The 26,563-nt window shown below is 71.4% G+C and carries 25 protein-coding genes and 1 riboswitch; of the genes, 10 read left to right on the top strand and 15 right to left on the bottom strand.

Features of this window, described 5'->3' with window-relative positions; genetic code table 11:
• Positions 1–64: 64 nt before the first annotated feature.
• From HNR23_RS03945 to HNR23_RS03925, 5 genes are all read right to left on the bottom strand, one after another.
• A complete protein-coding gene (locus HNR23_RS03945) occupies positions 65–535 on the bottom strand; it encodes a hypothetical protein (protein WP_184073559.1) in 471 nt (156 codons plus the stop codon).
• A 9-nt stretch (positions 536–544) separates the two neighbouring features.
• On the bottom strand, positions 545–1,345 hold the full coding sequence (locus HNR23_RS26565) for an aminoglycoside phosphotransferase (RefSeq protein WP_184073557.1): 801 nt from the start codon (positions 1,343–1,345) through the stop codon (positions 545–547).
• Between the two features lie 67 nt (positions 1,346–1,412).
• Positions 1,413–1,550 (bottom strand): hypothetical protein, encoded by a 138-nt coding sequence (locus HNR23_RS03935; RefSeq protein ID WP_184073555.1) that lies wholly within the window; start codon positions 1,548–1,550, stop codon positions 1,413–1,415.
• A 6-nt stretch (positions 1,551–1,556) separates the two neighbouring features.
• On the bottom strand, positions 1,557–2,687 hold the full coding sequence (locus HNR23_RS03930) for a radical SAM protein (RefSeq protein WP_184073553.1): 1,131 nt from the start codon (positions 2,685–2,687) through the stop codon (positions 1,557–1,559).
• A gap of 616 nt (positions 2,688–3,303) precedes the next feature.
• A complete protein-coding gene (locus HNR23_RS03925) occupies positions 3,304–3,486 on the bottom strand; it encodes a hypothetical protein (protein WP_184073551.1) in 183 nt (60 codons plus the stop codon).
• Positions 3,487–3,716: 230 nt separating this feature from the next.
• Here HNR23_RS03925 and HNR23_RS03920 point away from each other — a divergent pair, with 230 nt between their 5' ends.
• From HNR23_RS03920 to HNR23_RS03905, 4 genes are all read left to right on the top strand, one after another.
• Positions 3,717–4,592: a helix-turn-helix domain-containing protein gene (locus HNR23_RS03920; RefSeq protein WP_184073549.1), complete on the top strand. Its 876-nt coding sequence runs from the start codon at positions 3,717–3,719 to the stop codon at positions 4,590–4,592.
• A complete protein-coding gene (locus tag HNR23_RS03915) occupies positions 4,589–4,774 on the top strand; it encodes a DUF397 domain-containing protein (RefSeq protein ID WP_184073546.1) in 186 nt (61 codons plus the stop codon). The genes HNR23_RS03920 and HNR23_RS03915 overlap by 4 nt, the downstream gene beginning before the upstream one ends.
• A gap of 700 nt (positions 4,775–5,474) precedes the next feature.
• Positions 5,475–5,678 (top strand): hypothetical protein, encoded by a 204-nt coding sequence (locus tag HNR23_RS03910; protein WP_184073544.1) that lies wholly within the window; start codon positions 5,475–5,477, stop codon positions 5,676–5,678.
• A 333-nt stretch (positions 5,679–6,011) separates the two neighbouring features.
• Positions 6,012–6,359: a hypothetical protein gene (locus HNR23_RS03905; RefSeq protein ID WP_184073542.1), complete on the top strand. Its 348-nt coding sequence runs from the start codon at positions 6,012–6,014 to the stop codon at positions 6,357–6,359.
• 282 nt (positions 6,360–6,641) lie between these two features.
• On the opposite strand, the gene HNR23_RS03900 is transcribed toward HNR23_RS03905, so the two are convergent.
• From HNR23_RS03900 to HNR23_RS03890, 3 genes are all read right to left on the bottom strand, one after another.
• Positions 6,642–8,597 carry an acetoacetate--CoA ligase gene (locus tag HNR23_RS03900; protein WP_343070415.1) on the bottom strand — a complete coding sequence of 652 codons (1,956 nt, stop codon included), beginning with the start codon at positions 8,595–8,597 and terminating at the stop codon, positions 6,642–6,644.
• 220 nt (positions 8,598–8,817) lie between these two features.
• The gene (gene bioD / locus HNR23_RS03895) at positions 8,818–9,558 is read right to left on the bottom strand and encodes a dethiobiotin synthase (RefSeq protein ID WP_184073538.1); all 741 of its coding nucleotides are present in this window, start codon (positions 9,556–9,558) and stop codon (positions 8,818–8,820) included.
• Positions 9,555–10,919 (bottom strand): adenosylmethionine--8-amino-7-oxononanoate transaminase, encoded by a 1,365-nt coding sequence (locus tag HNR23_RS03890; RefSeq protein WP_184073536.1) that lies wholly within the window; start codon positions 10,917–10,919, stop codon positions 9,555–9,557. The genes bioD and HNR23_RS03890 overlap by 4 nt, the downstream gene beginning before the upstream one ends.
• Before the next feature lie 608 nt (positions 10,920–11,527).
• Between HNR23_RS03890 and HNR23_RS03885 the strand changes: the two genes are divergently transcribed.
• Complete coding sequence (locus HNR23_RS03885; protein ID WP_343070733.1) at positions 11,528–12,733, top strand: 8-amino-7-oxononanoate synthase; 1,206 nt, start codon at positions 11,528–11,530, stop codon at positions 12,731–12,733.
• 188 nt (positions 12,734–12,921) lie between these two features.
• A complete protein-coding gene (locus tag HNR23_RS03880; protein ID WP_184073534.1) occupies positions 12,922–14,037 on the top strand; it encodes a GDSL-type esterase/lipase family protein in 1,116 nt (371 codons plus the stop codon).
• A 98-nt stretch (positions 14,038–14,135) separates the two neighbouring features.
• Here the strand turns inward: HNR23_RS03880 and rocD are convergent, their stop codons facing one another.
• Positions 14,136–15,413, bottom strand: a complete 1,278-nt coding sequence (rocD, locus tag HNR23_RS03875; protein WP_184073531.1) for an ornithine--oxo-acid transaminase — start codon at positions 15,411–15,413, stop codon at positions 14,136–14,138.
• A gap of 490 nt (positions 15,414–15,903) precedes the next feature.
• On the opposite strand from rocD, the gene HNR23_RS03870 reads away from it, so the two are divergent.
• Both HNR23_RS03870 and thiD read left to right on the top strand, forming a co-directional pair.
• Positions 15,904–16,881 carry a DUF368 domain-containing protein gene (locus tag HNR23_RS03870; protein ID WP_184073529.1) on the top strand — a complete coding sequence of 326 codons (978 nt, stop codon included), beginning with the start codon at positions 15,904–15,906 and terminating at the stop codon, positions 16,879–16,881.
• Positions 16,882–16,923: 42 nt separating this feature from the next.
• A riboswitch (TPP riboswitch) is annotated at positions 16,924–17,033 on the top strand.
• A complete protein-coding gene (gene thiD, locus HNR23_RS03865; RefSeq protein WP_184073527.1) occupies positions 17,022–17,864 on the top strand; it encodes a bifunctional hydroxymethylpyrimidine kinase/phosphomethylpyrimidine kinase in 843 nt (280 codons plus the stop codon). (Overlaps the previous riboswitch by 12 nt.)
• A 126-nt stretch (positions 17,865–17,990) precedes the next feature.
• Here the strand turns inward: thiD and HNR23_RS03860 are convergent, their stop codons facing one another.
• Both HNR23_RS03860 and HNR23_RS03855 read right to left on the bottom strand, forming a co-directional pair.
• Complete coding sequence (locus HNR23_RS03860; protein ID WP_184073525.1) at positions 17,991–19,406, bottom strand: alanine/glycine:cation symporter family protein; 1,416 nt, start codon at positions 19,404–19,406, stop codon at positions 17,991–17,993.
• 223 nt (positions 19,407–19,629) lie between these two features.
• Positions 19,630–19,881 (bottom strand): DUF6457 domain-containing protein, encoded by a 252-nt coding sequence (locus HNR23_RS03855; RefSeq protein ID WP_184073523.1) that lies wholly within the window; start codon positions 19,879–19,881, stop codon positions 19,630–19,632.
• A gap of 225 nt (positions 19,882–20,106) precedes the next feature.
• Between HNR23_RS03855 and HNR23_RS27390 the strand changes: the two genes are divergently transcribed.
• Complete coding sequence (locus HNR23_RS27390; RefSeq protein WP_343070414.1) at positions 20,107–21,345, top strand: glycosyltransferase family 4 protein; 1,239 nt, start codon at positions 20,107–20,109, stop codon at positions 21,343–21,345.
• A gap of 36 nt (positions 21,346–21,381) precedes the next feature.
• Here HNR23_RS27390 and HNR23_RS03845 read toward each other — a convergent pair whose 3' ends face one another.
• Positions 21,382–22,668 (bottom strand): pyridoxal phosphate-dependent aminotransferase, encoded by a 1,287-nt coding sequence (locus HNR23_RS03845; protein ID WP_184073521.1) that lies wholly within the window; start codon positions 22,666–22,668, stop codon positions 21,382–21,384.
• 142 nt (positions 22,669–22,810) lie between these two features.
• On the opposite strand from HNR23_RS03845, the gene HNR23_RS03840 reads away from it, so the two are divergent.
• Positions 22,811–23,815, top strand: coding sequence for a LysR family transcriptional regulator (locus HNR23_RS03840; protein ID WP_184073519.1), 1,005 nt, complete (start codon positions 22,811–22,813; stop codon positions 23,813–23,815).
• On the opposite strand, the gene HNR23_RS03835 is transcribed toward HNR23_RS03840, so the two are convergent.
• The 3 genes from HNR23_RS03835 to HNR23_RS03825 form a co-directional block, all read right to left on the bottom strand.
• On the bottom strand, positions 23,800–24,114 hold the full coding sequence (locus HNR23_RS03835) for a hypothetical protein (protein WP_394353742.1): 315 nt from the start codon (positions 24,112–24,114) through the stop codon (positions 23,800–23,802). The genes HNR23_RS03840 and HNR23_RS03835 overlap by 16 nt on opposite strands.
• A gap of 141 nt (positions 24,115–24,255) precedes the next feature.
• The gene (locus tag HNR23_RS03830; protein WP_246421945.1) at positions 24,256–25,500 is read right to left on the bottom strand and encodes a glycosyltransferase; all 1,245 of its coding nucleotides are present in this window, start codon (positions 25,498–25,500) and stop codon (positions 24,256–24,258) included.
• Positions 25,501–25,525: 25 nt separating this feature from the next.
• Complete coding sequence (locus HNR23_RS03825) at positions 25,526–26,509, bottom strand: DMT family transporter (RefSeq protein ID WP_394353741.1); 984 nt, start codon at positions 26,507–26,509, stop codon at positions 25,526–25,528.
• Between the last annotated feature and the right edge of the window lie 54 nt (positions 26,510–26,563).

Below are 26,563 nucleotides of genomic sequence, written 5' to 3'. Positions count from 1 at the left end.
GCGAAAAGGAAAATGCCCTCTCCCGTTGACGGCGAGAGAGGGCACCAAAGGGATGGAGCGGGAGCTACGAAAGGTCGATACCTTTCAGGGTATTTGTTAATTCAGGAATCTGCTTGTCCGGGAAGTGCAGTAGCGCATATCGGCTGGGTCCGCTCGCTCCGTCATCGCAGATGAGAGGAACGTGCATTCGCCACGAGTCCGGACGCCACCGCCGACGAAGCCGGTCCTGAAAGGAGGTCGGCAGCAGCAAGTCCGCCAGGCGGCATGCATCATTGGTCGGCATCTTTACGAGTGCATAGCCAGCGTGGTAGGCGATAAATCGGTCGCCATACTTGTCTTGGTATTTGCGAACAGGTCCTGTTCGAGATCGAACACCGGCAGTGGCTTCACCGACGTTCTGACAGCAGGCGACGGTCTCGAATTGGAGTCGCCACAGCTCGCTGATAACGGGCGCCATAGCGACATCAATCCGGACGGTCTCGCCCGCTGGATTGGTCATGGAAACGGCGGGGTGAATCGGTGGGTCGGTCGGCACAGGGGCCTCCTAGTTCCGGTGCTCCTCCCACCGCGCGGCAGCGAGGGCGACGCCTTCAGCCCAGGGGTCCGGGTCGTCTTCAGCGATCCCAGCCCACAACCGGGACTGGATGCGGGCGAACAGGTCAAGGTCGCTTGTGTGCGCGTGCTGCCATGCCGGTACGGCCGACGCGTGACGTTCGGCTCCAGCGGGATCGTGTCCGGCGACGATTAGCCACACGACCCAGCCAGCAGCGTCGATCCATCCTGCTGCCCGGGTAGGCCACGCCCAGTCGACGACGTATGCACGACCATGCGCGATGAGGAGGTTTGTGGGGTTCAGGTCGGTGTGCAGTAGCGCGTTACCCGCGAGGCGACCAAGGTCACGTGGTGTATCGACATAGGCGCGCCACCGTTCCTCTGTCTTGGCTGGGAACGCCGTCGGGAGAACTGCCTTCCCCAGGGTGGCGAGTGCATCGGCGACTAGCGCAAGATCCGCTGACCCGGGGATGTAGTCGGCGTGACGGCCGTCGATGTGTTCATACCCGATCAGGTCCCAGCCACCAGCCTGGACACGCCAGAGTAGACGGGGAGCGATGTCGATCACGTTCGGGGCGATCAAGGCTTCCCGGTCCTGGGTCCAGGCCTTCCGGTCATTGACGGGAAGGCCCTTGACGAACACTGACCGGTTGAGGGTGTGCAGGATGGCCGCTAGCCCGGAGTTGAACCCTGCTTCCACGGGTTCGGCTTTGATCACACGCCCCATGTGAGCCTCGACAGTCTCGCGCGCCTCGTTCGGGAGGTTTTCCCACTGCTGTCTCTGTGTCCCCACGGGGCGAGGCTACCGCCCTGTGGAGCGCCCGGAGCCGTGTTCTCACGACCCCGGGCTGATCGGTCATCTACCTGTAGGGATTGTCATCGCCGCAGCCGAGCATGATCTCAGTGCTTGCGATGCCGTCGATGTTCTCGATGATCTCCACATCGGTTTCCTCGTCCGGCAAGGGCCGAGGGGTGATCTCCACCATCACGGGTGCCATGTGTGCTCACCTCCTTTCAGGGGCGTCGGGGGCAGGGTCGGGATGCTGGCAGTACACTGCGCGCGAGGCGTTCGCACTGCGGTACAGCTCAGCAAGCGGAGTGCAGGTCGAGCAGGTGCCGGACAGCTTGCAGCCCGAGCACCCGCGTGTCCGCTGCAAAAGGTCATCGGAGATCCCCGCGAGCCGGGCGAGACCGTCGAGGCCGTCGGATAGCAGGTCGATCGACGGCGTGCGGGCGATTTTGCACGTCGACGCCTTGCCGTGGGGATCGATGTGCATCGACGTTCGGCCCGCATCGCACCCTGTGAACGGCGGACGTTTGCGGATGAGTTCGGGGACCTGTGACGACAAGGGCAGGTCCTTACCGCCGATGGTGGGTGACATGTTCGAGAACACGCCGTAAGTGAGTCCCCGGTCTTCGGTAAATGCCTTCATCGCGTCGAGCTCATCGGCGTTGTCGCGGGTCACGATAATGCTCACGTCTATGGGAAGGCTCGCTTCTTGGGCTGCGTCGAGTCCACGGATGAACGAGTTCCACGCGCCACGCCGCTGTGTCAGCTCATCGAACGAGGTTTCGGTTGCGCCGTACAGGCTGACCGTGATCCGGTGAGGCCGCTGGGCGATGAGCGCTTCAAGGATGGGGCGGTAATGCAGGCGTGAGCCGTTGGTGAGGATCTCCAGCATCATCCCGAGTTCGGATGCGCGCTGGTACACCGCGAGGAAATGGGGGTCAATCGTCGGTTCGCCGCCGGTGAGCTGCAACCACACGACGCCGGCGTCTCGCAGGAGGTGCAAGAGGCGATCGCGTTCGGGCCACGTCAGACCGGAGAACGGCTTTGGCCCCAGATAGCAGTGCTTACAGCCGAAGTTGCAGCCCATGTTGAGTTCGTAGGATGCCCGCCCGTGGCCGAAGGGGGACGGCTGGCGGCGAAGCAGCGTCGGTGTGACCGGGATACCTGTGAGGTCGAGGTTCCAGGCACGCCGGGCAATGTCCGTCAACCATTCGGGTACGGGGGCGTCGGAGGCGAGGTCGGTGAGTTCGCGGTACCGCCAGTGGGGAAGCTTGACCGCCTTCTTCGATCCGGGGTGGAGGGCAACGTAGCTGTCAAGGAATGGGGCAACGATGACCTTGTGCACTTGGGGCTCCTCGTCGTGCTGATCGGGGGGCACTTCTGAGGGGGCAGCGACACTCGGGGTTTCGGGTAACGGCAGGCATACCCGGACCCTTCGTGATCGCTTCATCACGAGATTGCGATGGGCGATTGGAGGGGGCGTCTAACTTTTCGGTTAGGAAGAGGGCCGCGCCCCGTCCCCTGTATGGGGCGCGACCGGAAGGGGAGCCGTCCCCGGAGGGAGAGGGGAAAGGGCCGGGGACGGCAGGCCGCTGTACAGCTTTCGCTGATTCGGGGCGCGGCCAGGGAAGCCGTGCGGTCGTCGGTCCCATCGAGCCGCACAGCCGGGAGTTAGGCAGCGGGAGGGAACCATCCGCTAGCAGTGGCCCGAGATCTCCACTGCGGTGCAAGGACATCTCCGCTACCTGCGGTGGTGGCCTCGAATCGGCGGGCGATTCCCTCTGCTATCGCTTCATCAGTCGCGACGATCTTGTCCACCAATTCCTCAGGGGAGTCGGCGTAGAGCATCCCGTGGGGCAACCACTTCGGTGCTCCAGGTATCGCGTAGCAGTTGCCCGTGTCGTCCATTCGCCACGCCCGCCAGCCGGAAGGCGCGTTCAGGTATGTGACCTGCGGTTGAGTCATTCCGTGCCCTCCCATGCGCCAGCCAGCTCCTTGGACGGTTCCGCCCAGAGCACCCGATCGAGGTAGCCCAATGAGGAGCCGATAACTACCGTCCGGCCACGGCGGGCGTAGCGGCGGCCGTCGGTCAGTGACCCGAACTCCCAGTCGGGCCAGCGCCGCCACATGGGGTGGAGAGCCACGAGTCGGAGGTCAGGGTTGCCCGTCGACCCGCTGTATTCCCGGGAGCACGGCCGAGTGGGGCGTTTCGCCGGTATACCGACGTCGCGGACACTACTTTGAACAAGTGCAGCCTGCATGTAGACAACACCTCTCGCGTCGTTCCTAGGTGTGACTACCGTTTCACGCAGACTGCATGTTTTCAAGGGAGTCATGCAGATTGCGTTGTTGGGATCTGCTCTAGACTTCCTGCATGCCCAACCGCACTGTTCACAGCCCGACCGTGCGGCTCCGTCGACTCGCCCGGAAGCTACGCCGAGCCCGCGAGCAAGCGCGACTGAGCATCAACGAAGCCGCGAAGGAACTCGGTTGGTCGGGCACCAAACTCGGCAGGATGGAAGCTGCCGAGACCCGTCGCATCAAACCGAGCGACCTTGACCGGCTCATAGACCTGTACAGAGTCACGGACGGCGTAGAGCGCGACGAGTGGCACCAGCTTTCGCGACAGGCAAAGGAACGCGGGTGGTGGGCCAGGTACCAGAAGAGGGGCGTGTTCACCGACGATCTCCCTGACTTCGAGGCAGAAGCATCGGTCATCAAGACGTACGAACCGCAGGTCATCCCTGGACTGTTGCAGACCCCTCAGTACGCCGAAGCCCTGCTTCGTGGTGGGCAGGCACACGCCGACGAAGCCATAGCTGAGCGCGTAGCGGCCCGGATGGAGAGGCAGCAGATACTCAACTCCCACAACCCGCCTGAGTACTGGGCGATCATCGATGAAGCCGCCTTGCGCCGTGTCATCGGCGGGGTGTCAGTGATGCGTGACCAGGTGCAGCACCTGATTCGCATGGCGACGCGTGAGGGTGTCACCTTGCAGGTACTCCCGTTCGCGGCAGGAGCGCATGCGGCGGACACTGGCGCGCTTGTCATCATGGACTTTGCCGAGCCATTGGACCCCAGCATTGCCTACGTGGAGACGTACGCGGCTAGCCTGATGCTAGAGCAGCCCGATGAGCTGGCCCGCTTCGCCCAGGTATTCGGCCATGCATCGACGTCCGCCCTGCCCGGCGCTGAGACGGTGCAGTTCCTCAGGGACGTCAAAGCAGCCCTAGAGAGTGAAGACCGATGAGTGACAGACTGCCGTTCCGCAAGAGCAGCTATAGCGGATCGGGCAACAACTGCGTTGAAGTCGCGACAGTACCCCGGGGGGCAGCAGTACGTGACTCCAAGTCCCCTGAAAATGGCTACCTGATGTTCGGCGTCAACGCCTGGCACTCGTTTCTGGAGGACGTCAAAGCCGACCAACTCTAGATCTTGAGCGACACGCGGCCTCCGGAATGCTCCGGAGGCCGACGCATACCTAGGAACGGTGCCCGTAGGCACCTCGGGGAGCATACCGGTCTAGCAGCTGTTCAACCAGTCGTGACGAGTCGGCTGTATCGGTGGGTGAGAACTTTCCCTACAGGGTCAAGGCTGCCCGCCCGCGCCATGGCGCGGGCGGGCAGCGGACGTGTGCGCCGGGGGTCGGCCGCAGGTCGGGACGGGCTTACGGGACACGTCGCGCTGCGCGCCCGACTTCGTCGGGTGCTCGCGCGCGGCCCCGACACCCGCCCTCCCCGGCCTCACCAGCGTGCCCCGCCTCCACCGCCCCGCCTACCGCACGAGGGCGAGCCCGCCCGCGCAGGAACGCCCTGCACACCGCCGCACCGACGCCCGCCGACCGTGCACAGCCCCCGGCCGGGCTCCGGGAACCGGGCCGGACCAGCTCGCCGTGTTCGTCGCGCGCGTGGTTCCGGTAGGCGGACAAGGTCACCGGTGCGCTTCAGCGTTTCGACCGTGGCACCGGTAGCGGGCACCCTCCCGGAGGTCGATCCGGCCTGACTTTCCGGGACCTATCACGCCCGGGGCGGGGGTCAAGGTCGTTCAGTCGTGGAGTGCTCCACCTTGACCCCCGCCCCGGGCGTGATCCAGACGGCCCCGTCAGGCCGAACCGACCCCCCAGGAGGCCGCCATGAACACCGCCGCCACCACGACCGGAAACGCGACCGCTCTGCGCACCGCCGACCGCGCCGCCTACCTCATCTGCTCCGACGACCCCGCCGAGGTCACCGCCGGACTCCGCCTCGCCTTCGCCCTCCCCCGGGAGCTGCGCACCGAGATCCTGGCCGGGGTCGAGTACTACCTGGCCGACGACGAGCCGGACGAGGCCGCATAGCGCCCCCGGGCCGCGCGCCCCGGACCCTCGGGTCTGGGGCCTTTCCGTGTGCTCACCTGCGCGGTCACCGGCATGCAGGCGCACCGCGGGCACGGGTGCGCGGTGGGGCCGGGTGGCCGGTTCCGTCCGCGTTCACGCGTCGCGGCGGGACCCGAAGGATCGGGGGCCGGTCGGAGAAAAGGGGTGGAGCCCGAAGGCTCCGACCGCTCAGGGCCAGCGTAGCGGCCCCCGATCCTCCCGCCGCGCCGCGCTCTGCGCGACCGGAACCGTCCACCCTCCCGCCGTTGCCCGCGCGGGTAGGCGCGCCCAAGCGCGGCGGTCTATCCTGCCGCCATGAGCGACCCGCACCGCGTGCGCCCCATCACCAGCGCCCCCACCGCCAAGGCCCGCCAGCGCGCCCAGGAGGCCGAGACCGCGCGCCTTGCCGACCTCATAGCGTCCGACCTCCGGCGCCAGCAGTGGGCGAAGCTCTCCTACACCGATGAGGAGGAGCGCGCCGCGATCAAGCGCGCCGCACGCCGTGCGGGCAAGGAGATCGGGGTGAAGGTCGCCGTGCGCACCACCCGCGACGGCGCCGTCATGGCCGCCATCGACGAAGAAGGCGGACCCCTGCGCGACCGGTTGGACGAGGCCCGCCTACGCAACGCGATCGATGACGCGTTCGGTGATGACCCCCGTTGACGTGTCCCGGACCGTCCGCGCCCGCCGCGTGGCCGGAGCCCCCAGCGTCATCCCGGCGTCAACCTACACACCCGGACCACCCCGGAACAGTCACCACTAGACCGGAACGCCCAACCCAGGGAAACAGGGCGCCACCTGGGCAGACGACAACAGTCGACAACAGGCCGGACCACCCCGGAACGTCCGAATCCGGCATCCGTTGATCTCGTAGATATTGGGGTCTCACGGCCGATTTTCACCCCAATATCTCCGAGATCAACGAAGGAGGGGGTCGTGCAGGGGTCAGGGGGCGGAGGGGCGCCGCTCCTGGGCGAGGCGGGTGAAGAAGTCGAGTGCCTCCGGGTTGGCCAGCGAGTCGCGGCTGGCCACCTTCTCCGCCCGCTCCCCCATCAGGATGCGCTTGACCGGCACCTCCAGCACCTTTCCGGACAGGGTGCGCGGCACCGCCGCGATGGCGTGCACGGCGTCGGGGACGTGCCGCGGCGAGCAGTCCTCGCGGATACGCCGCGCCAGCGCCTTGGTCAGCGTCTCGTCCAGCTCCACCCCCTCGCGGACCACCACGAACAGCTCGATGCGCGAGCCTCCGTCGGGCTGGGGGACGTCCACGACCAGCGCGTCGGTGACCTCGCCGAGCGCCAGCACCGCACGGTAGATCTCGCTGGTGCCCATGCGGATGCCGCCGCGGTTGATGGTGGAATCGGAGCGTCCGTAGATGATCGCGGTACCGCGGTCGGTGATCTCGATCCAGTCGCCGTGCCGCCAGGTGCCCGGGTACATGGCGAAGTAGCTGTCGCGCAGGCGCTCGCCGTCGGTGTCGCCCCAGAAGTACAGGGGCATCGACGGCGCCGGCCGGGTGACCACCAGTTCGCCGACCTCGCCCACGACCTCCTTGCCGTCGGGGTCCCAGGCCGCGACGGCCATGCCGAGCGAGCGCGCCTGGATCTCCCCCTCGTAGACGGGCAGCGTGGGAACGCCGCCCACCAGGCAGCTGCAGATGTCGGTGCCGCCGCTGGCCGAGAACAGCCACAGGTCGTCGCCGAACTCGCGGTAGCACCAGGCGAACCCCTCGGGGCTCAACGGGGACCCGGTGGAGCCGATGGCGTGCAGGGCGGACAGGTCGCGGCCCTCGGCCGGGTGGATTCCGTCCTTCATGCAGGCCGACAGGTACCCGGCGCTGGTCCCGAAGACGGTGATGCGCGTGCGTTCGGCGAGGTCCCACAGGGTGCCCATGTCGGGGTGGCCGGGGCTGCCGTCGTACAGCACGATGGACGCCCGGGTCAGCAGCACGCTGACCAGCAGGTTCCACATCATCCAGCCGGTGGTGGTGAACCAGAAGACCCGGTCGTGTGCCTGGGCGTCCAGGTGCAGCTCGATGTTCTTCAGCTGTTCGAGCAGGGTGCCGCCGTGCCCCTGCACGATCGCCTTGGGCAGGCCGGTGGTGCCCGAGGAGTAGAGCACCCACAGCGGGTGGTCGAAGGGCACCGGCTCGAATTCGAGCTCCGCGCCCTCCCCCGACTCCTCCAACTCCTCCCAGCTCAGCGTGGCCTCGACGGGGGTGCCGGTCAGGTAGGAGCGAACGACGGTGTGCTCCAGGGTGGGCAGCTGCGCGCGCAGGGCGTCGAGCACGTCGGCGCGGTCGAAGTCCTTGCCGCCGTACCGGTAGCCGTCGACGGCGAGCAGCACCTTCGGCTCGATCTGCGCGAAGCGGTCGACGACGCTGCGCACCCCGAAGTCCGGCGAGCAGGACGACCACACCGCGCCGATGGACGCGCAGGCGAAGAACGCGGCGGCGGCCTCGGGGATGTTCGGCAGGTAGGCGACGACGCGGTCGCCCGGGCCGACGCCGAGCCGCCGCAGTCCGGCCGCGATCGCGGCGGTGCGCCGCCGCAGTTCGCCCCAGGTCCACTCGCCCAGCACCCGCAGTTCGGAGGCGTGCCGGATGGCGACGGCGCCGTCGTCTCGGTCGCGGAAGATGTGGCGCGCGTAGTTCAGCTTCGCGCCGGGGAACCACTCGGCGCCGGGCATCTCGCGCCCGGCGAGCACCCGCTCGTAGGGGGCGTCGGCCTGGATGTCGAAGTACTCCCAGATCCCCGACCAGAACCCGTCGAGGTCGGTCACCGACCAGCGCCACAGCGCGTCGTAGTCCTCGACCCGCACCCCCCGGTTCTCCTCCACCCACCGGGCGAACGCGGTGATCCTCGCACGTTCACACCGCTCGGCACCGGGTTCCCAGAGCACCGGGGGCTGTGAATGCGACCGTTGGGACATGGTTCAGCGCCTCCGTCAGCGTCGGGCTCACATGACTGCTTGGGACACATCTAACAGCAACCGGCACCCCGCGAAATGTGCAGGGGGCACGAACCTTCACACCCCGGGCCGGTGGGCGGGCCGGGACAGGCCCGCGGAGGCGGGTCGGACCTGCTGGGCGGCCTTCTCCGCGGTCGCGGGGGGTAGCGCCTCAGCCGGTCGCGGTGCGGATCGGGTCCGGTGAGTGGAGGCGGACGAACTCGGCGGCCTCCCAGGTGCCGTCGAGTTCGGGGGCCAGCGACACGCGGGCGGCGGCGGCGAATTCGTCCGGGGGCAGCCGGGTGATGCCCTGGGGGAGGGCGCCCAGCAGGGGGGCGCCCGCCGCGGTGCCGAGCTCGGCCGCGTTGCAGCGCATGGCGAGGTCGGGGTCGGGCGGCCAGGAGCCGATGACGACCCCGGCGACCGCGAGCCCGCGGGCGCGGGCCGCCTCGGCGGTGAGGGCGGTGTGGTTCAGGGTGCCCAGATCGGGCCGGGCCACCAGGAGCAGGGGGGCGTCCAGGCGGGCCGCGACGTCGGCGATGGTCGCGCCCTCGCCGTTGAGGCGCACCAGCAGCCCGCCGGCCCCTTCGACGATGACCAGGTCGTGGTCGGCCCCCAGGCCGGCGACGGCGTCGGCGACCTGCCCCGGGCGCACGCCCTTCTCGCCCGCGCGGTGCGCGGCCGTGGCCGGGGCCAGCGGTTCGGGGTGGCGGGCGAGCTCGCGCTGGGTCGTGCCCGGGGCGAGACGCGCCACCTCGGCGGCGTCGCCCGGCTCCCCGGCGGCCACACCGGTCTGCGCCGGTTTGACCACCGCCACCCGCTCGCCCCAGGCCAGGGCGGTGGCGGCGAGGGCCGCGCCGACGGCGGTCTTGCCGACCTCGGTTCCGGTGCCGGTGACGACGATCGTCCTCATCGCTCCCCCAGGGTGGCGCGGGCCGCGGCCAGCATGCCGCCGGTGATCCGCTCGACGTCGGCGTCCGAGCAGACGTAGGGCGGCATCGCATAGACCATGTCGCGGAACGGGCGCAGCCAGACCCCGGCCCGAACGGCGGCCCTGGTGGCGGCGCGCAGGTCGACGGGCCGGTCGAGCTGGATCACCCCGATCGCGCCGAGCACGCGCACGTCGTGCACGCCGGGCAGGTCGCGGGCGGGGGCGAGTCCGGAGCGCAGCCCTGCGGCGACGCGCCCGACGTCGCCCCGCCAGTCGCCGTCGAGCAGCAGTCCGATCGATGCGGAGGCGACGGCGCAGGCCAGCGGGTTGCCCATGAAGGTGGGGCCGTGCGCGAGGACCGGGACATCGCCCTCGGCGATGCCCGCGGCCACCTCCGCGGTGCACAGCGTCGCGGCCAGCGTCATGTAGCCGCCGGTGAGCGCCTTGCCGACACACAGGACGTCGGGGGCGACCCCGGCGTGGTCGGCGGCGAAGAGCTCGCCGGTGCGGCCGAAGCCGGTGGCGATCTCGTCGAAGACCAGCAGCACCCCGTGCCGGCGGGTGATCTCGCGCAGCGCCGCCAGGTAGGCGGGGCTGTGGAAGCGCATGCCCCCCGCGCCCTGGACGACGGGTTCGACGATGACCGCGGCGATCTCGTCGGCGTGCTCGGCGACGAGCGCGTCGAGGTGGGCGACGTAGGCGGGGTCGGGTGCGGCCTCGAACCCGGCGGGCGGCGCGTCGGCGAACACCTGCCGCGGCAGGGCGTCGCCCCACAGCGCGTGCATGCCGCCCTCCGGGTCGCAGACCGACATCGCCTGGAAGGTGTCGCCGTGGTAGCCGCCGCGCCAGGTCAGCAGCTTGCGCTTGGCCGGGCGGCCGCGCGAGCGCCAGTACTGCAGGCACATCTTGAGCGCCACCTCCACCGACACCGACCCGGAGTCGGCCAGGAAGACGTGCCGCAGCGGCGCGGGGGTGATGTCGACGAGCAGGGCGGCCAGCCGCGCGGCGGGTTCGTGGGTGAGCCCGCCGAACATGACGTGGGCGAAGCGGTCCAGCTGGGCGTGTGCCGCCGCGTCCAGGGCGGGGTGGCCGTAGCCGTGGATCGCCGACCACCACGAGGACATGCCGTCCACGACCTCGCGCTCGGTGCCGTCCGACTCGGACAGCCGCAGCCGTGTCCCGGCCGCCCCGGTGACGACGTAGGGGCCGTCGGCGGCGCCGATGGAGGAGTAGGGGTGCCAGAGGTGGCCCCGGTCGACCTCGCGCACCCAGGCGGGGTCGCCTCCGGCGTGCGGTGCCGGTACCGGCCGCGTCTCCGGTTCGCTGCTGACTCGTGGCGTCATGGTCGCCCATGGTGCCAAACGGCTTTCGGCGGCCCGCATGGGGACTCCTCCACAAAATGGGTGCAGAACTTTGTCCCGTTCCACCGATGACATGCGGGCACGGGCATGTGAGAGTCGTTTCCGCCTCCTAGCACCCGTGTCCCCCTGTCCTACCGGCGTGGTCGCGAAGGAGCGCGCGGGAGCGCCGGTATCCGGTGGGCCGAACGGCCCGGCGGTGGCGCGTCCGCAAGCGAGGAGGGCGTGCGCGACGGGTACCGCCGTCGCGCCCATGGGCTTCGGTGAACACGCATTTGGCCCGGTAGGACAGGGGGGCACGCCGCGGGGCGTACCGCCTCTCCGGCGGGCTGGAGACCGGCCGCGGCGCGACCGGTTCGGCCTGCGCGAGCGGGGGGTGCGGGGGCCGGAGATCCGCCCCCACTACCCTCGATTTCCGGTACGGACGCGTTGGTGCGTCCGCGCCCGTACCGCGGCTCGGCTGTGGCGGCCGGGCGCCCCACCGGTCCGCAGGCAGCGGCATCCGTCGGAGATCGGAGCCCACGGTGACGACAGACCCGCAGGACGACGCGTCGACCGCGTCGAAGGCCTCGAATGTGGTGGAGGCATCGAATGTGTCGGCCGATGCCGGGCCGACGGCCGCGTCCGGCCGCGGCGGCGCCGGGCGGGCCGACCCGTTCGGGTGGCTGGACGGTGCCGCGCGGGCACGGGCGGAGGCGGGGTTGACCCGCAGGACGCGGCCCCGGGTGCCCGACGAGGACCTGCTCGACATGGCGGGCAACGACTACCTCGGGCTGACCCGGCACCCCGAGGTCACCGGGGCGGCGGCCGACGCCGCCCGGCGGTGGGGGGCGGGCTCCACCGGGTCGCGGCTGGTCACCGGGGACACCGCGCTGCACGGGGAGCTGGAGGCCGAGCTCGCCGCGTTCTACGGCACCGAGGCGGCGCTCGTCTTCTCCTCCGGTTACGCGGCCAACCTCGGCATGGTCACCGCGCTGGCCGGTGCCGGCGCACACCTGGTCTGCGACCGGTACAACCACGCGTCGCTGATCGACGCCACCCGGCTGGCCAAGGCCGCGGGTGCCCGGGTGTCGCTGTTCGACCACGCCGATGCGGGAGCCGCGCTGGCGGCGCTGGGGGCCCACCCCGCCGAGCGGCGCCTGGTGGTCAGCGACACGGTCTTCTCCGTGGACGGCGACCTCACCGACCTGCCCGCCCTCGCCCGGGTCTGCGCCGAAGAGGGGGCGGCGCTGCTCCTGGACGACGCGCACGGTCTGGGCGTGGTCGGCGACGGCGGGCGCGGTGCGCTCGGCGCGGCGCGCATCCCCGCGGCCGAGCGGGGCGGCATCGTCGTGACGGCGACGCTGTCGAAGGCGCTGGGGGCCCAGGGCGGTGCCGTGCTCGGCCCGCAGCGGGTGATCCGGCACCTGGTGGAGACCGCCCGCACGTTCATCTTCGACACCGGGCTGGCCCCGGCCGCGGTGGCCGGGGCGCTGGCGGCACTGCGGGTGCTGCGGGCCGAGCCCGAGCGGGCCGCACGGCTGCGGGAGACGGCCCGGCGGCTCGCGGCGGGCCTGGGGGAACTGGGGCTCGACGTCCACGCTCCGGACGCGGCGGTGGTATCCGTCGGCGCGCCCTCCCCCGACGCGGCGGTGGCGTGGGCGCGGCGGTGCCGCGAGGCCGGGGTCCGCGTCGGGTGCTTCCGACCGCCGTCCGTCCCCGACGGTCGGTCGCGGCTGCGGCTGACCGCCCGCGCCGACCTGGACGAGGTCGAGGTCAAGCGGGTCCTGGACGTCGTGGGGAGCACTCGGCCGACCTGACCCGCCGCCCTGTCCCCCCGGACCTGGCCACCCGGTTCGGTGCGCCCCGGACCTCCTGGGGCGCGGGCCGTGGAGGTCATGCGCGCCCCCGCCGGATCACCGGCGGCTGCGGGTAACCTGCCTCCAGGGTCGCGCCGCCTCCCGGCCCGAGAACGGGGGCGGCGCAGAACGAGAGGCAGAACGCGACAGTGCGCATACCAGAACTCACGCGGCGGACCTGGGTCCTGGGCTCCCTCGCCGTCTCCCTCGTGTTCGTGCTGGTCATCGTCGCCGCCGTCCCGGCCACCCGCGACGGCGCCCTGGGGCTGTGGTGCGACCTCACCGGCCGCGGCTGCCCCGACCGGCCCGTCCCGCCCGAGGAGGACGACCCCGAGGTCCCCGACTGGCGCGTGGAGATGGCCCCCGTCGAGGCGGCCACGTGGGGCCACTACGTGGCGCTGGGCGACTCCTACTCCTCCGGGGACGGCGCCGGCGACTACCTGCCCGGTACCGCGCGCTCCGGCGGGTGCTGGCGCTCGGCCAACGCCTACCCCCAGCGGCTCACCAACGCCTACGACTTCGCCGGCGAGCTCGGCTTCGTGGCGTGCAGCTCGCAGAAGGGCACGGCGATGCTGGAGGAGATCGGCTCGACCGGCTCCCAGCTCGACCAGGTCACCCCGCACACGTCCCTGATCACCCTCGGCATCGGCGGAAACGACCTGGGCTTCACGCCGGTCCTGCGGACCTGCATGGTGCGGCTGCCGCTGGTGGAGGCCGACGCCTGCACCGGTCAGGAGGAGGACATCGAGAAGCGGATGGAGCGCTTCGAGTCGACCTTCGACGACCTGCTGGCGGAGCTGCGCGACCGCGCGCCCGACGCCCGCGTCGTCGTGCTCGGCTATCCGCGGCTGTTCGCCGAGAAGCCCGAGGGCATGTACTACACGCTGACGGTCGGCGACCAGAAGTGGCTGAACTCCACCATCAAGCGCTTCAACCTGCGGCTGGAGAACGCGGTCAACCGCGCCGATGCCGAGATCTACGACGAGGGCCAGGTCGGCAGCGTGGAGTTCGTCGACCTCTACACCGTGTTCCGGGGCCACGAGGTGGACGCCGACGAACCGTGGCTCAACGGGGTGCTCCTGCGCGACCTGAGCGATGGCATCAGGGTGGATCGCAGCACTTTCCACCCCAACGCGGCCGGACAGGCGGCGTTCAGCGACCGCGTGGCCCAGCGGGTCACCTCCGGCCCGGGGCGCCCGCTGTTCGTGACGCGGGAGACCGTCGAGAACGTCACCCCCGACGTGCTGGCCGCCGAGGTCGAGTAGGGCATACACAGCGGTGGCCGCCCCGCCCCGGAAACGGGGGCGGCGCGGCCACCGGGCGGTCTCGGTGGTCCCGGCGCGGCGGGACGGCGGACCAGGGCCTACCCCTTCTCCGCACGCAGTTCGGCCAGGACCTCGCTGAACCGGTCGAGCGCCCAGTTCAGGTCCTCCTCGGTGACGACCAGTGCCGGGGAGAGCCGCACCGTCGAGCCGTGGGTGTCCTTGACCAGAACGCCCTTGGCGGCGAGCCGCTCGCACAGCTCGCGGCCGCTGGCCAGCGAGTCGTCGACGTCGATCCCGGCCCACAGCCCGATGCTGCGCGCCGCGACCGCGCCGTTGCCGACGAACTCCTTGATCCGCGCCCGCAGCAGCTCGCCGAGGCGCTGGGCGTTGTCCAGGTAGGGGCCCTCGCGCAGCATCCGCACCACGGTGCGGCCCATCGCGGCGGCCATGGGGTTGCCGCCGAAGGTGCTGCCGTGCTGGCCCGGCTTGATCACGCCGAGGACGTCCTCGTCGGCGACCATGGCCGAGACGGGAAGGATGCCGCCGCCCAGGGCCTTGCCGAACAGGTAGGCATCGGGGACCACCCCGGTGTGCTCGCAGGCCGTGACCGTGCCGGTGCGGCCGAGGCCCGACTGCACCTCGTCGGCGATGAACAGCACCCGGTTCTCGTCGCAGATCTCCCGGATGCGGGGCAGGTAGTCCGGGGGCGGCACGATGACGCCGGCCTCGCCCTGCACGGGCTCGACGAGGACGGCGGCCGTGGTCCCGTCGACGGCCGCCGCGATCGCGTCGGCGTCGCCGTAGGGGACCACGCGGAAGCCGGGGGTGTAGGGGCCGAATCCGCCGTAGGCGTCGGGGTCCTCGGAGAAGGAGATGACGGTCGTGGTGCGGCCGTGGAAGTTGCCGCCCGCGACGATGATGGTGGCCTGGCCGTCGGGCACGCCCTTGACGTCGTAGGCCCACCGGCGGGCGACCTTGACGGCGGTCTCCACCGCCTCGGCCCCGGTGTTCATGGGCAGTACCTTCTCCTTGCCGACCAGGTCGGCGAGCGCGGTGACCCAGGGGCCGAACTGGTCGTGGTAGAAGGCGCGGCTGGTGAGCGTCACCCGGTCGAGCTGGTGGTGTGCGGCCGCCAGCAGGTCGGGGTTGCTGTGTCCGAAGTTGGTCGCCGAATAGCCGGCGAGGCAGTCGAGGTAGCGGCGCCCCTCGACGTCGGTGACCCAGGCTCCCTCGCCTTCGGAGATGACGACGGGCAGGGGGTTGTAGTTGTGTGCCGAGTGGGTCTCGGCCAGTCCGATGTGGTCGCTGCTCGAAATGACGGGCCCGGTGTGGTTCCCACCGGAGGTGTCGCGGCCCAGACTGCGGGTGTCGCTCATCCAGGATTTCCCTTCGATCGCCGTTGATCGGAACAGCAGTGATCGTTATTCGATTTTCAGATACCCGTTCGGTTAACGCACAAAGCCCCGGTTGACGCGGCCTCCAGCAGGAGAACAGATGGTGCCCCCGTTGCACAAGGGGCGGATTTTCCGGTTGCCCACCACTCCCATCCGGGAAACCGCGCAGCGTGGATACATCCCGTCATCACTCACCACCCCCGCTTCCGCGGCTCCACGCCGCAGGGTCCGTCGGTCGGGACCGCCCCGTCGCCCCCGGGGTCCCGACGCGTCGACGCGTCTGTACCCATACGATGCCGGTGCACACGGCCCGCTGTCCCCGGCACCGGTCCGAAACCCATGGGCGCAGGAGGCGGGCGCACGGCGCCCGAACCCCCGCCGCATCCGCCCTAGACTGGGGGCGCGCCGCCCGCGAGGCGGCCGCCCGACCCTTTTATCTTTCCTCCCGGCCTCTTCAGACGAAACGCGAGACATGGCGAAGTCAGTCGGCACTCACCTCTTCAACGCGTTCCGCGGCTCCCTCATCGGGACCGCGGAGGTGGTCCCCGGCGTCAGCGGCGGAACCGTCGCCCTGATCGTCGGCATCTACGAAACGCTCATCACCTCGGCGGGCCACGTGGTGAGCGGGGTCCGGCTTGCCGTCAGCGACCTGCCGCGCGGTCGCGGCCTGGGGCGCGCCGCCGAGGAGTTCCGCAAGGCCGACTGGGCGGCCATCATCGCGGTGCTGGTCGGCATGGTGATCGCCGCGCTGCTCGCGGCCAAGTTCCTCGCCCCCCTGGTCGAGCGCGAGCAGCAGCGCGCCTATGCGCTCTTCTTCGGCCTCGTGCTGGCCTCCCTGTGGGTGCCCTACAGCGGGTCCGGACGCACCTGGAAGGCCGGGCACTACCTGCTGGCGCTCGTGGTGGCCGCGGGGGCGTTCCTGCTCACCGGCCTGCCCCCGGCCCACGTCGAACCCGACTTCCTGATCGTCGCGGGCGCCGCCGCCGTCGCCATCTGCGCGCTGGTGCTCCCCGGCGTCTCGGGCTCGTTCATCCTGCTGACCTTCGGCCTGTACACGGTCACCATGGACGCGCTCAACACCCGCGACCTCGGATACATCTCGACGTTCGCGCTGGGCGCGTTCTTCGGCCTGGCGTTCTTCGTCAAGCTGCTGCAGTGGCTGTTGGAGAACTACCACCACATCACCCTGGTCGTGTTGACCGGCCTGATGGCCGGTTCGCTGCGCGCGCTGTGGCCGTGGCAGGACGGCGACCGCACGCTTCAGGCGCCGCAGGGCGACGTTCCGGTCACCGTCGCGCTCGCCGTCGTCGGCTTCGCCGTCGTCGTCACGGTGCTGCTGGTCGAACGCCGTGCCCGCGCCCGCCGGGAGGCCGACGGCCCCGGCGGCGGCCCGGCGCCCCAGGGCCGCCACCGCGCCCCCGACCAGGTCGACTCCGCGGGCCGCGGCTGAGACCCGTCCATCCCACGGTTCCCCACAACTCCACACCACGTCCATGACGGCGCGGGGTGCCGGGACCGGCCCATCCACCGGTCACGGCTGAGAGCACACCCGTCGAACCTGATCTAGCTCGTACTAGCGAAGGAACGCCCGTGAGCGGCTACAACATCCTGTCCATCGCCGGCAGCGACCCCAGCGGCGGCGCCGGAATCCAGGCCGACCTGAAGACCTTCTCGGCCCTCGGCGGCTACGGCATGACGGTCGTGACCGCCCTGACCGCCCAGTCGACGAGGGGCGTCACCGGCGTGCATCCGGTCCCCGCCGCGTTCGTCGCGGACCAGCTCGACACCCTCCTCACCGACGCCCGGGTGGACGCGGTCAAGATCGGGATGCTGGCCGACACCGGCGTCATCGCCGCCGTCGCCGCCGCCATCGACCGCTACGCCCTGGGCAACGTGGTGCTCGACCCGGTCATGGTCGCCAAGAGCGGCGACCGGCTGCTGGCCGCCGACGCGGTGGCCGCGGTCCGCACCGAGCTGATGCCGCGCGCCGACCTGGTCACACCGAACCTGCCGGAGGCCGCCGAGCTGCTGGCCGAGGACGAGGCGGCCGACCTGGAGGCGATGGCCGCCCAGGCCGACCGGCTGCTGCGGCTCGGCGCCCGGCACGTCCTGCTGAAGGGGGGCCACCTGGGCGGCTCCGCGAGCGAGCGGTGCACCGACCTGCTGGCGGCGCCCGGGCGGGAGCCGCGGACCTTCACCGCCGAGCGCGTCCCCACCTCCAACACCCACGGCACGGGGTGCACCCTCTCCTCCGCCATCGCCGCTCTCCTGCCCCAGCGCGACGGGGTCGCCGCGGCGGTCCGCGACGCCAAGGCCTACCTCACCGCGGCCCTGCGCCACGCCGACGTTCTCGACGCCGGAACGGGAAAGGGCCCGGTCCACCACTTCCACGCTTGGTGGGGCCCCGCATCCGACCGTCCGCTCCCCCGTTGATCTCGGGAGAACGGTCGGGACCACCGCGGAGATTCGAATCGTTCTCCCGAGAGGCGTACTCCCGATGTCCGGGAAAAGGCCCCGCCGCGCGGGGTGCGGGGCGGGGCCGGAAGGGTCGGCGGGCGGCTACTGGCGCACGTCCGGAATCTTGATGTCCGGATTCTTCCAGTCGGGGTTGCCGAAATACTTCTGCGTCTCCTGGACGATGACCGGGGAGAGCAGTAGCAGGCCGATGAGGTTGGGCAGTGCCATCAGGCCGTTGGCGATGTCGCTGGCCAGCCAGATGATGTCCAGGGACGCCACGGCGCCGACGTAGATCATCGCGACGAACACCACGCGGTAGAACGGCACACCCTTGTGGCCGACGAGGAAGTCGATGCAGCGCTCGCCGTAGTAGGACCACCCCAGGATGGTGGTGAAGGCGAACACCGCGACGGCGATGGCCACGATGTAGCCGCCCAGCGGGCCCAGCCCCGGGGAGATGGCCGCGAGACCGTCCTGGAGGGCGGCCGAGGTCATCGCGGCGCCGTCGCCGCGGCCGTCCTCCTGCCAGACACCGGTGACGATGATGGCCAGGCAGGTCATGGTGACGACGATGAGGGTGTCGATGAAGGTCTGGGTCATCGACACCATCGCCTGGCGCACCGGCTGGTCGGTCTTGGCCGCGGCCGCCGCGATGGCGCCGGTGCCCAGGCCCGACTCGTTGGAGAAGATGCCGCGCGCCACGCCCGCCTGGATCACCACGAAGATGGAGGCGGCGCCACCGCCCGCTGCGGCCTGGCCGGTGAAGGCGTCGGTCATGACCAGGGCCAGGGCGGCGGGGATGTCGCCGGCGTGCGCGATGAGCACCAGCAGCGTGACGCCGATGTAGAGCAGGATCATGATCGGCACGACGCCGGCGGCGACCCGGCCGATGCTCTTGATGCCGCCGATGATGACGGTGCCCGCGATGATCACCATCGCGATGCCGGCCACCCAGGTCGGGACGCCCCACACCGCGTTGAGCTGCTGGGAGACGGTGTTGGCCTGGGTACCGTTGCCGATACCGAAGGCCGCGATGGCGCCGAACACGGCGAACAGGACGCCCAGCGTCAGCCCCAGCCCGCCGGGCAGGCCGTGGCGGAGGTAGAACATGGGGCCGCCGCTCTGCTTGCCCACGCTGTCCTCGCGCCGGTACTTGACGCCGAGCAGCGCCTCGCTGTACTTGGTGGCCATGCCGACGAGGCCGGTCATCCACATCCAGAACAGCGCGCCCGGACCGCCCATGCCGATCGCCAGTGCGGCACCGGCGATGTTGCCGACGCCGACGGTGGCGGCGAGCGCGGTGCTCAGGGCCTGGTAGTGGGAGATGTCGCCCTGGACGCCCTCGGCCTCCTTGCGGCGGATCAGCGCCAGCCAGAGGGCGTGGAAGAGCTTGTGGAACTGCAGCAGCCGTAGCCGGACCGTCAGGAACAACCCGGTGAGCAGCAGCAGCGGAATGAGGACGTACTCACTCCAGATGATGCCGGAGAGGGTGTCCAGCATGTCCGCGAGTTGATCCATGGACGAACTCCCTATGTGTTCGAGCGAGGGGGTGAGGCTGCGCCGCCCTCCGGCCGGGTAGGGACGCGGTCAGGCGACGACACGACGCATCGTCGCGATCAACGTGATGCAGCGCACCGCCACATTTACACGGTTTTTTGGCCTGATTCGTCACGTATGCGTCACGTTTCTTCCACAGAGTGATCGCTTAGGCGTTCCGTTACAGGCGTATGACCAGCGGAGATCACGGAGTGTCGGGCGCTTCGGGCGCCTGGGCGAGCGCCAGTCGGCTCAGCGCGGCGGCGGCCTCCTCCGGATCGGCGCCGCGACCGACGGCGATACCCAGCAGGTAGGTGGTCAGGGGCGCCGCCGGGCGGGCGACCGAGTGCGCCGCGTCGCGGGCGAGGTCCAGGATGCGGTCGACGTCGCCCTTGCCGATCTCCTCTCCCAGCTCCAGCTCCGCGCTGACGAGCTCGGCCCATTCGACGAGGGTCATGTGGCGCTCCTGATCCGTGGGTGTGTTTCGGGCGACAGCTCGCGATCCTACGGCCATCGGTACCGAAACACCTCCTCGGACGCGATATAGGCCGGAGGCCTGGGCCGCGGCCGCTTCGCATAGCCGGAGGAAGATCGTCAATCGGGCGCCCACCGCAGGTCCGGAGGGGTTCACGTGCGGCGCCTAACGTGCCGGGCAGGAGACCCCCGCCCCTGGGAGACAACCGTGACCGCGAGCCCCACGACCGCGACCTCCATCCCTCCGCCCGCCTCCGCCGCACCCGCCCCTCCCCTCCGCGTCGCCATCGTCACCGAGTCCTTCCTCCCGCAGGTCAACGGCGTCACCAACTCGGTCTGCAGGGTCGCCGAGCACCTCGCCGCCCGCGGCCACGAGGCGCTCATCCTCGCCCCGGGCGCCGGCCCCGCCCACTACGCCGGCTTTCCGGTCGTGCGCGTGCCGGGCGTGCCCCTCCCCTTCTACCGCGGCTTCACCGGCGGCCTGCCGGCGCGGCGGTGCCTCACCACCGCCCTGCGCTCGTTCGGCCCCGACGTGGTCCACCTGGCCTCCCCGGCCCTGCTGGGGCTGACCGCGGTGGACGTGGCGCGCCGCTGGGCACTGCCCACCGTCGCCGTCTACCAGACCGACCTGCCGGGTTTCGTGGCCCGCTACGGGGTGCCCGCCGGTGACGTGCTCTGGCCGCTGCTGCACCGCATCCACGCCGCGGTCGACCGCACCCTGGCCCCCTCGTCGGCGACCCTGCGCGAGCTGGCCGACCACGACGTCCCCCGGCTGAGCCTGTGGCAGCGCGGAGTGGACACCGAACGCTTCCACCCCCGCCACCGCGACCCGGCGCTGCGCCGGCGGCTGGCCCCCGGCGGCGAGGTCATCGTCGGCTATGTCGGCCGCCTCGCCCGCGACAAGCGCGTCGACCTGCTCGCGCACGTGCTGCGGCTGCGCGGGGTGCGGCTGGTGGTCGTCGGGGACGGCCCGGACCGGGAGCGGCTGCGCCGGCGGCTGCGCGGCGCGGTCTTCCTCGGCCAGCGCACCGGCGCGGAACTGTCCCGGGTCCATGCCTCCCTCGACGTCTTCGTGCACACCGGCGCCGATGAGACGTTCTGCCAGGCGGTGCAGGAGGCGCTGGCCTCGGGTGTTCCGGTGGTGGCTCCGGCCTCGGGCGGCCCGCTGGACCTGGTGCTGCCCGAACTCAACGGCCTGCTGTTCGCCCCCGATTCCGTGCGCGAGCTGCGGGTGGCGGTCGGGCGGCTGGTGCACAACGCGCCCCTGCGCGACCGCCTGGCCGCCGCGGCCCGGCCCACGGTCCAGGCCCGGACCTGGGACGTCATCGGCGACCAGCTGCTGGAGCACTACCGTTCGGTGATCGCGCCGACCGGGGTACCTGCGGCAGCGCCCGCAGCCGGAGGAGCGGGACCGGCCCCTCTCCGGTCCCGCTCCTCGCCCCCGTAGCCGCGCGCAGACGTCCTCACGCGGCGGAGTCGCCTCTCACCCGGCGTCGCCGCAAGGAACGCGGTTCCCGCAGACCAGCCGGTCGAGCACCTCGTCGAGGCGGTCGAGGTGCTCGCGGATCCACGGCAGGGCCAGCGGCTCGTCGGCGGCCAGCGCGGCGTAGCGCTGCGCCTCGGTCTCGCCGTAGAGCAGACTGGTGGCCACCCGCATCCGCAGTGCGCGGGTCTCCTCGCCGAACTCGGCGGCCGGTAACGTTCCCATGCCGTAGGTGTCCAGCAGCAGGGCGCACAGCTCCGGGCCGGTGGTGACGCCGTGGTCGGCGCCGAGCGGTTCCCGCAGCCCCTCGAAGTCGGGGTAGAGGTAGAACCCGGCCTGGGGCGCGGCCACCATGGCTCCGGTGCTGACGAACCGGTCGGCGACGGCGCGGGCGACCAGGCCGTGCAGCCGTCGGCTGCGGGCGATGTGGTCGGCGATCTCGGCCGGCTCGGTGAAGGCGTAGGTGGCGGCCTGCTGGATCGGGGTGGCCGGAGTGGACCAGATCTCGCTGGCCACCCCCAGCAGGTCGGTGTGGAGGCGGCGTCCGATGTCGCTGTCGGGAAGCCGGGTGACGCCCAGCCGCCAACCGCCCAGGGCGAGGTTCTTGCTGAGGCCGGTGGTGACGACCGTGCGCTCGGGGGCGAACTCGGCCGGGCTGTGCACGGTGGCGCCGGGTTCGTGCACGAGGTCGCGGTAGATCTCGTCGGAGATGATGACCAGGTCCAGTGCCCGCGCCGCCTCGGCCAGCCGCCGGACGGTCCCCTGCGCGGGCACGGTACCGGTGGGGTTGTCGGGTGTGGTCACGATGACCGAGCGGACGTCGCGGCCCTCCATGCGGGCCCGGGTGACCGCGTCGATGAGCAGGTCGGGCTGGGGGGCGCCGCCCTGAGCGGGCGCCGTGGGCACGAACACCGTGCTGTGCCCGGCGAGGTGCGTCTGCGCGGCATAGCTGACCCAGCTCGGCGCCGCGATGGCGACATCGCCGCCGATGCTCAGCAGCAGGCTGTAGAGGAGGGGCTTGCTGCCCGGCCCCGCGATCACCAGGCCGGGGTCGGTGGGCAGGCCGCGGCGGTCCCAGTACCCGGCGGCGGCCGTGCGCAGCGGTGCCACCCCGGCGACCGGACCGTAGGAGTTTCTGTCGCCGCCCGCCGCCAGCGCGTCCCGCATAGCCGGGTGCACCGGGAGGCCTGCCTCGCCGAAGCCCATCGGCAGGACGGGTAGTCCCTGGCGCCGCCGTTCGGCGAGCGCTTCGTTGACGGCGAGCGTCGCCGACACGCTGACAGACATGAAGCGATCAACTCCGCATTGGGTCCGGAGGGCTGTGGGAAATCGGCCGGCGGATGCGTTCACCCGGCCGCACGTCTCACCCTGCCGCCCGCTCTCCATCACCACAAGCGAGTCTTTTCTATGGCCAGCGTAAGCTGACCTTATGCTCGATCTCCGCCGCCTGCAGATCCTCCGCGAATTCGCAGAACACGGCACCATTGCTGCCACTGCGCAGGCACTTGACTACACAGCGTCAGCAGTTTCGCAACAGCTGTCCACCCTGGAGCGCGAGGTCGGGGCGTCCTTATTGGACCGCACCGCACGAAGCGCCGAGTTGACCGATACCGGACGACTCCTCGCAGAACAGGCGGAGCAGATCCTGGCCATGGTGGAGGCCGCGGAAGCCGCCCTGGCAGCGCAGACCGACACCCCCCGCGGCCGGGTCACGGTGACCGCGTTCCCCACCGCCGCCGTCGCCTTCGCCCCGCGGCTGGCCCAGAGCCTGCGCCGGCACGAGCGCATGCAGCTGGTACTGCGCCAGGCGATGGAGGGCTCCGGGGCGCACAAGGTGAGCACCGGGGAGATCGACATCGCCGTGGTCGACGACTGGAGCGGGCTGCGCCCCGACGACCGCGCGGGCAAGCTGCGCCACACGCCCCTGCTGCGCGACCCCATGGTGCTCGCGCTGCCCCAGGACCACCCGCTGGCCGACCCGGCGCGGCCGGTCGAGCTGCGCGCCCTGCGCGACGAGGCGTGGATCGCCGCCCCGCACGGCGAACCCTCCCGGCAGGGCACCGACCGGCTGCTGGCCGAGATCGGCGGGGCCCCGTCGGCGGCCTGGGAGTTCGAGGGCCTGGGCACCATCCTCAGCCTGGTGTCGCGGGGCATCGGCATCGCGGCGGTGCCCGCCCTCGCGCTCGCCTCGGGCAGCCGGGGCCTGGCCTACCGCCGCTTTCCCGAGGACGCCCCCTCGCGGGACGTCTACGCGGTCACCCGCGCCTCCAGCGCGCTGCGCCCGGCCATCGACGTGACCCTGCGCGCCCTGCTCACCGCGGCCCGGGAGGTCAGCGAGGCGCTGGCCGACACCCTGGAGCGCGAGGGGGCGGGTGGGGCGCTCCCGCGGGCGGGCACCGAACCGCCCGGCGGAGGAGCTCACCCCTCGGCGTAGCCCCCGACGGCACGCAGTCGGCGGCGCCGGGCCCGTTCCAGCCGGCGCCGCAGCCGACGGGCGATGTGCAGGGAGCGGTCGCGGTCCTCGCGGGTGTTCCACCAGCGCGCGTAGGCCTCGATGCGCCGGTGGCGCAGGTCCTCCAGCTCGCTTTCGAGCCGCTTGACGCGCGCGTCGAGGGCGGTGTGGTCACGCTCGAAGACGGCCATGTCGGCTTCGTGCTCCTGGGCCTTGAGCTCGGCGCTGCGAAGCCGAGCGGCGACCGATTCGATGTCCCCGCCCGCTCGGCCTGCCCCCACGAACCACACACTAGGTGTGTATCCCACCACGGGGGGTCGGCATCGAAACGTGATGCAAAAACCACGGAAAGTAGCGGTGTATTCGGGGATGAATCGGTCTATGCCCGAGTTTGCGGCACCGCCCGAATTCCCGACCGGAACTCAGGCGGCCACGCCCTGGCGGCACCGCACCTCGGTCAGGCCGATGACGGAGAAGCGGCGCGCACCGCGCGGGACCGGTCGGGGCCGGATACCGGCGTAGATCTCCTCGAAGCGGTCCAGGGACCGGCGGTGGTCGTGGGTGCGGGCGATCTCCCGGCTGGCCGTGCCCATGGCGGTGCGCCGGTCGCCGGGGGCGAGCACGTCGAGCAGCCGGTCGGCCAGTGCCGCGGTGTCGCCCGGCGGGTAGAGGTAGCCGTTGCGGCCCTCGTCGACCAGGTGCGGCAGGGCGAGCGCGTCGGCGGCCACCACGGGCAGGCCGGTCGACATGGCCTCCAGGGTGGCGATGCTCTGCAACTCGGCCACGCTGCCGATGGCGAACACGTCGGCGGCGACGTAGACCAGCGGTAGGTCCTCGTCGGGCACGAAGCCGAGGAAGTGGACCCGGTCGGCCACTCCGAGCCGCTGCGCGAGGTCGCGCAGCGCGCTCTGGCGCTGACCGGTGCCGGCGAGGGCCAGCTGCAGGTCGCGTTCACGGTGCACCCGCGGCAGCGCGCGGATCAGGTCGTCGATGCGCTTCTCCTCGTCCAGGCGGCCGACGAACACCATGGTGTCGCGGTCGGGCAGGCCGAACCGGTCGCGCGCGGCCCGGCGCTCCCCCGGCCGCGGGTGGAAGCGCTCCAGATCGATGCCGCAGGACACCGCCTCCACCGTGCGGGTGAAGCCCTTGTCGGCCAGGAGTCCCGAGGCCCGCCGGGTGGGCGTGGTGACGTAGTCGGCCTCGTAGGCGACGCGGATCATGTCCCGCCACGCCAGCGTCCCGGCGGCGCTGTGCAGGCGCTGCGGGATGTGCGCGTGGGCGAAGAGGTTGTCCGGCATGAAGTGGTTGGTGAGCACCACCGGTGTCCCGGAGAGGCGGCCGCGGCGGATCGCGGCGCGGCTCACCGTGAAGTGGCTCTGGGCGTGCACGACGTGCGGGGCCAGCCGGTCGATCAGGCGGGCCACGTGCCCGCTGACGCCGAGCGGCAGGGCCGTGCGCATCGTCGGGTGGACGATCAGCGGTGCGGAGCGCAGCCGGTGCAGCACCACCCCGGCGTCGTGCCCGGTGCCGGGCCGCCCGGTGTCCGAGGCGCACACCACGTGCACCTCGTGCCCCCGCTGGGCGAGTCCGGTGGCCAGCCGGTGGGTGAAGTAGGCGGCGCCGTTGACGTCGGGCGGGTAGGTGTCGGCGGCGATCAGGATGCGCAGCGGGGCCTCCGGTGCGCCCGGTGGGTCACCGTCCCGGCCCGCTGGGCTCGCGTGGGGGAAGGGACGGTCGCTGGGCTGTGTCGTCATGCGGGTTCTCCTGGACTGATGGTGTCGACGGCGTCGCGGGGCGGACGGTGCCGAACCGCCGGACGGCTTCGGGGTTGCGGGTCTTGGCCCGGGCCAGCACGGCCGTCCCGACGATCGCCACGGCCGCGAAGACCACGGCGAGGACCTGGGCGGCCGGCGTGCCCGGCAGCCCTTCGCCGAGCAGTACCGCGCCGATGCCGACCCCGGTGATCGGGTCGGCGATGAGGAGCATCGCGTAGGCGGCGGCGAAGTGGCCGGTGCGGTAGGCGTTCTGCATCAGCAGCCCGCCGAACAGCGCGAGCGCGACGGCGAGGAGGGTCAGCAGGCTGAAGACGGCGGTGACGTCGGCGACGGTCTGCGAGGCGACCACCCGGGCCAGCCCCGACGTGGTGCCCAGCGCGGTGCCGCCCGCCCCGGCGAGAAGGAGCGCGCGCAGCCCGGGCGGAACCCAGTGCGCGCAGAGGTAGATGAGGAGGCCGACGCCCATCACGGTGCCGGCCAGGACCAGGGCGGTGGTGGAGGTCATGACCGGGGCGTCCTGCCCGTGCGGGAACACCCACAGCACGCCGACCAGTCCGACCATGACGGCCACGCCGGCCGCGATCTGGCTGCGGCGCACCCGCAGCCGGTTGAACGCCGCGGACAGGACGATCGCGAAGAGGAGGCCGGTCACGCCGATCGGCTGGATGATCGTCAGCGGGGCGCCGCTCAGCGCGATCAGGTGCAGGGTCGCTCCCGCTCCCGCCGCCACCGTGCCGATCAGCCAGCGCGGCCGCTGGGCCAGGTGGACCAGGAAGCCCACCCGGGCGACGCCGCGGCCGGGGGCTCGGACGGCGTCGCGCTCCTGCAGGGCGGACCCGAGTGCCAGGCAGAAGGCTCCGGCGATCGCGACGGCGACGGACAGGTAGATCACGGCGACCACGTCCCCTGGGGTCGGCGGACCGGTCTTCGGTGATCCGGCACGACGCATCCCCCC

It is taken from the genome of Nocardiopsis mwathae, from assembly GCF_014201195.1.
In the GTDB taxonomy this organism is placed as follows: domain Bacteria; phylum Actinomycetota; class Actinomycetes; order Streptosporangiales; family Streptosporangiaceae; genus Nocardiopsis_C; species Nocardiopsis_C mwathae.
This window is presented reverse-complemented; position numbering and strand designations above follow the sequence as displayed.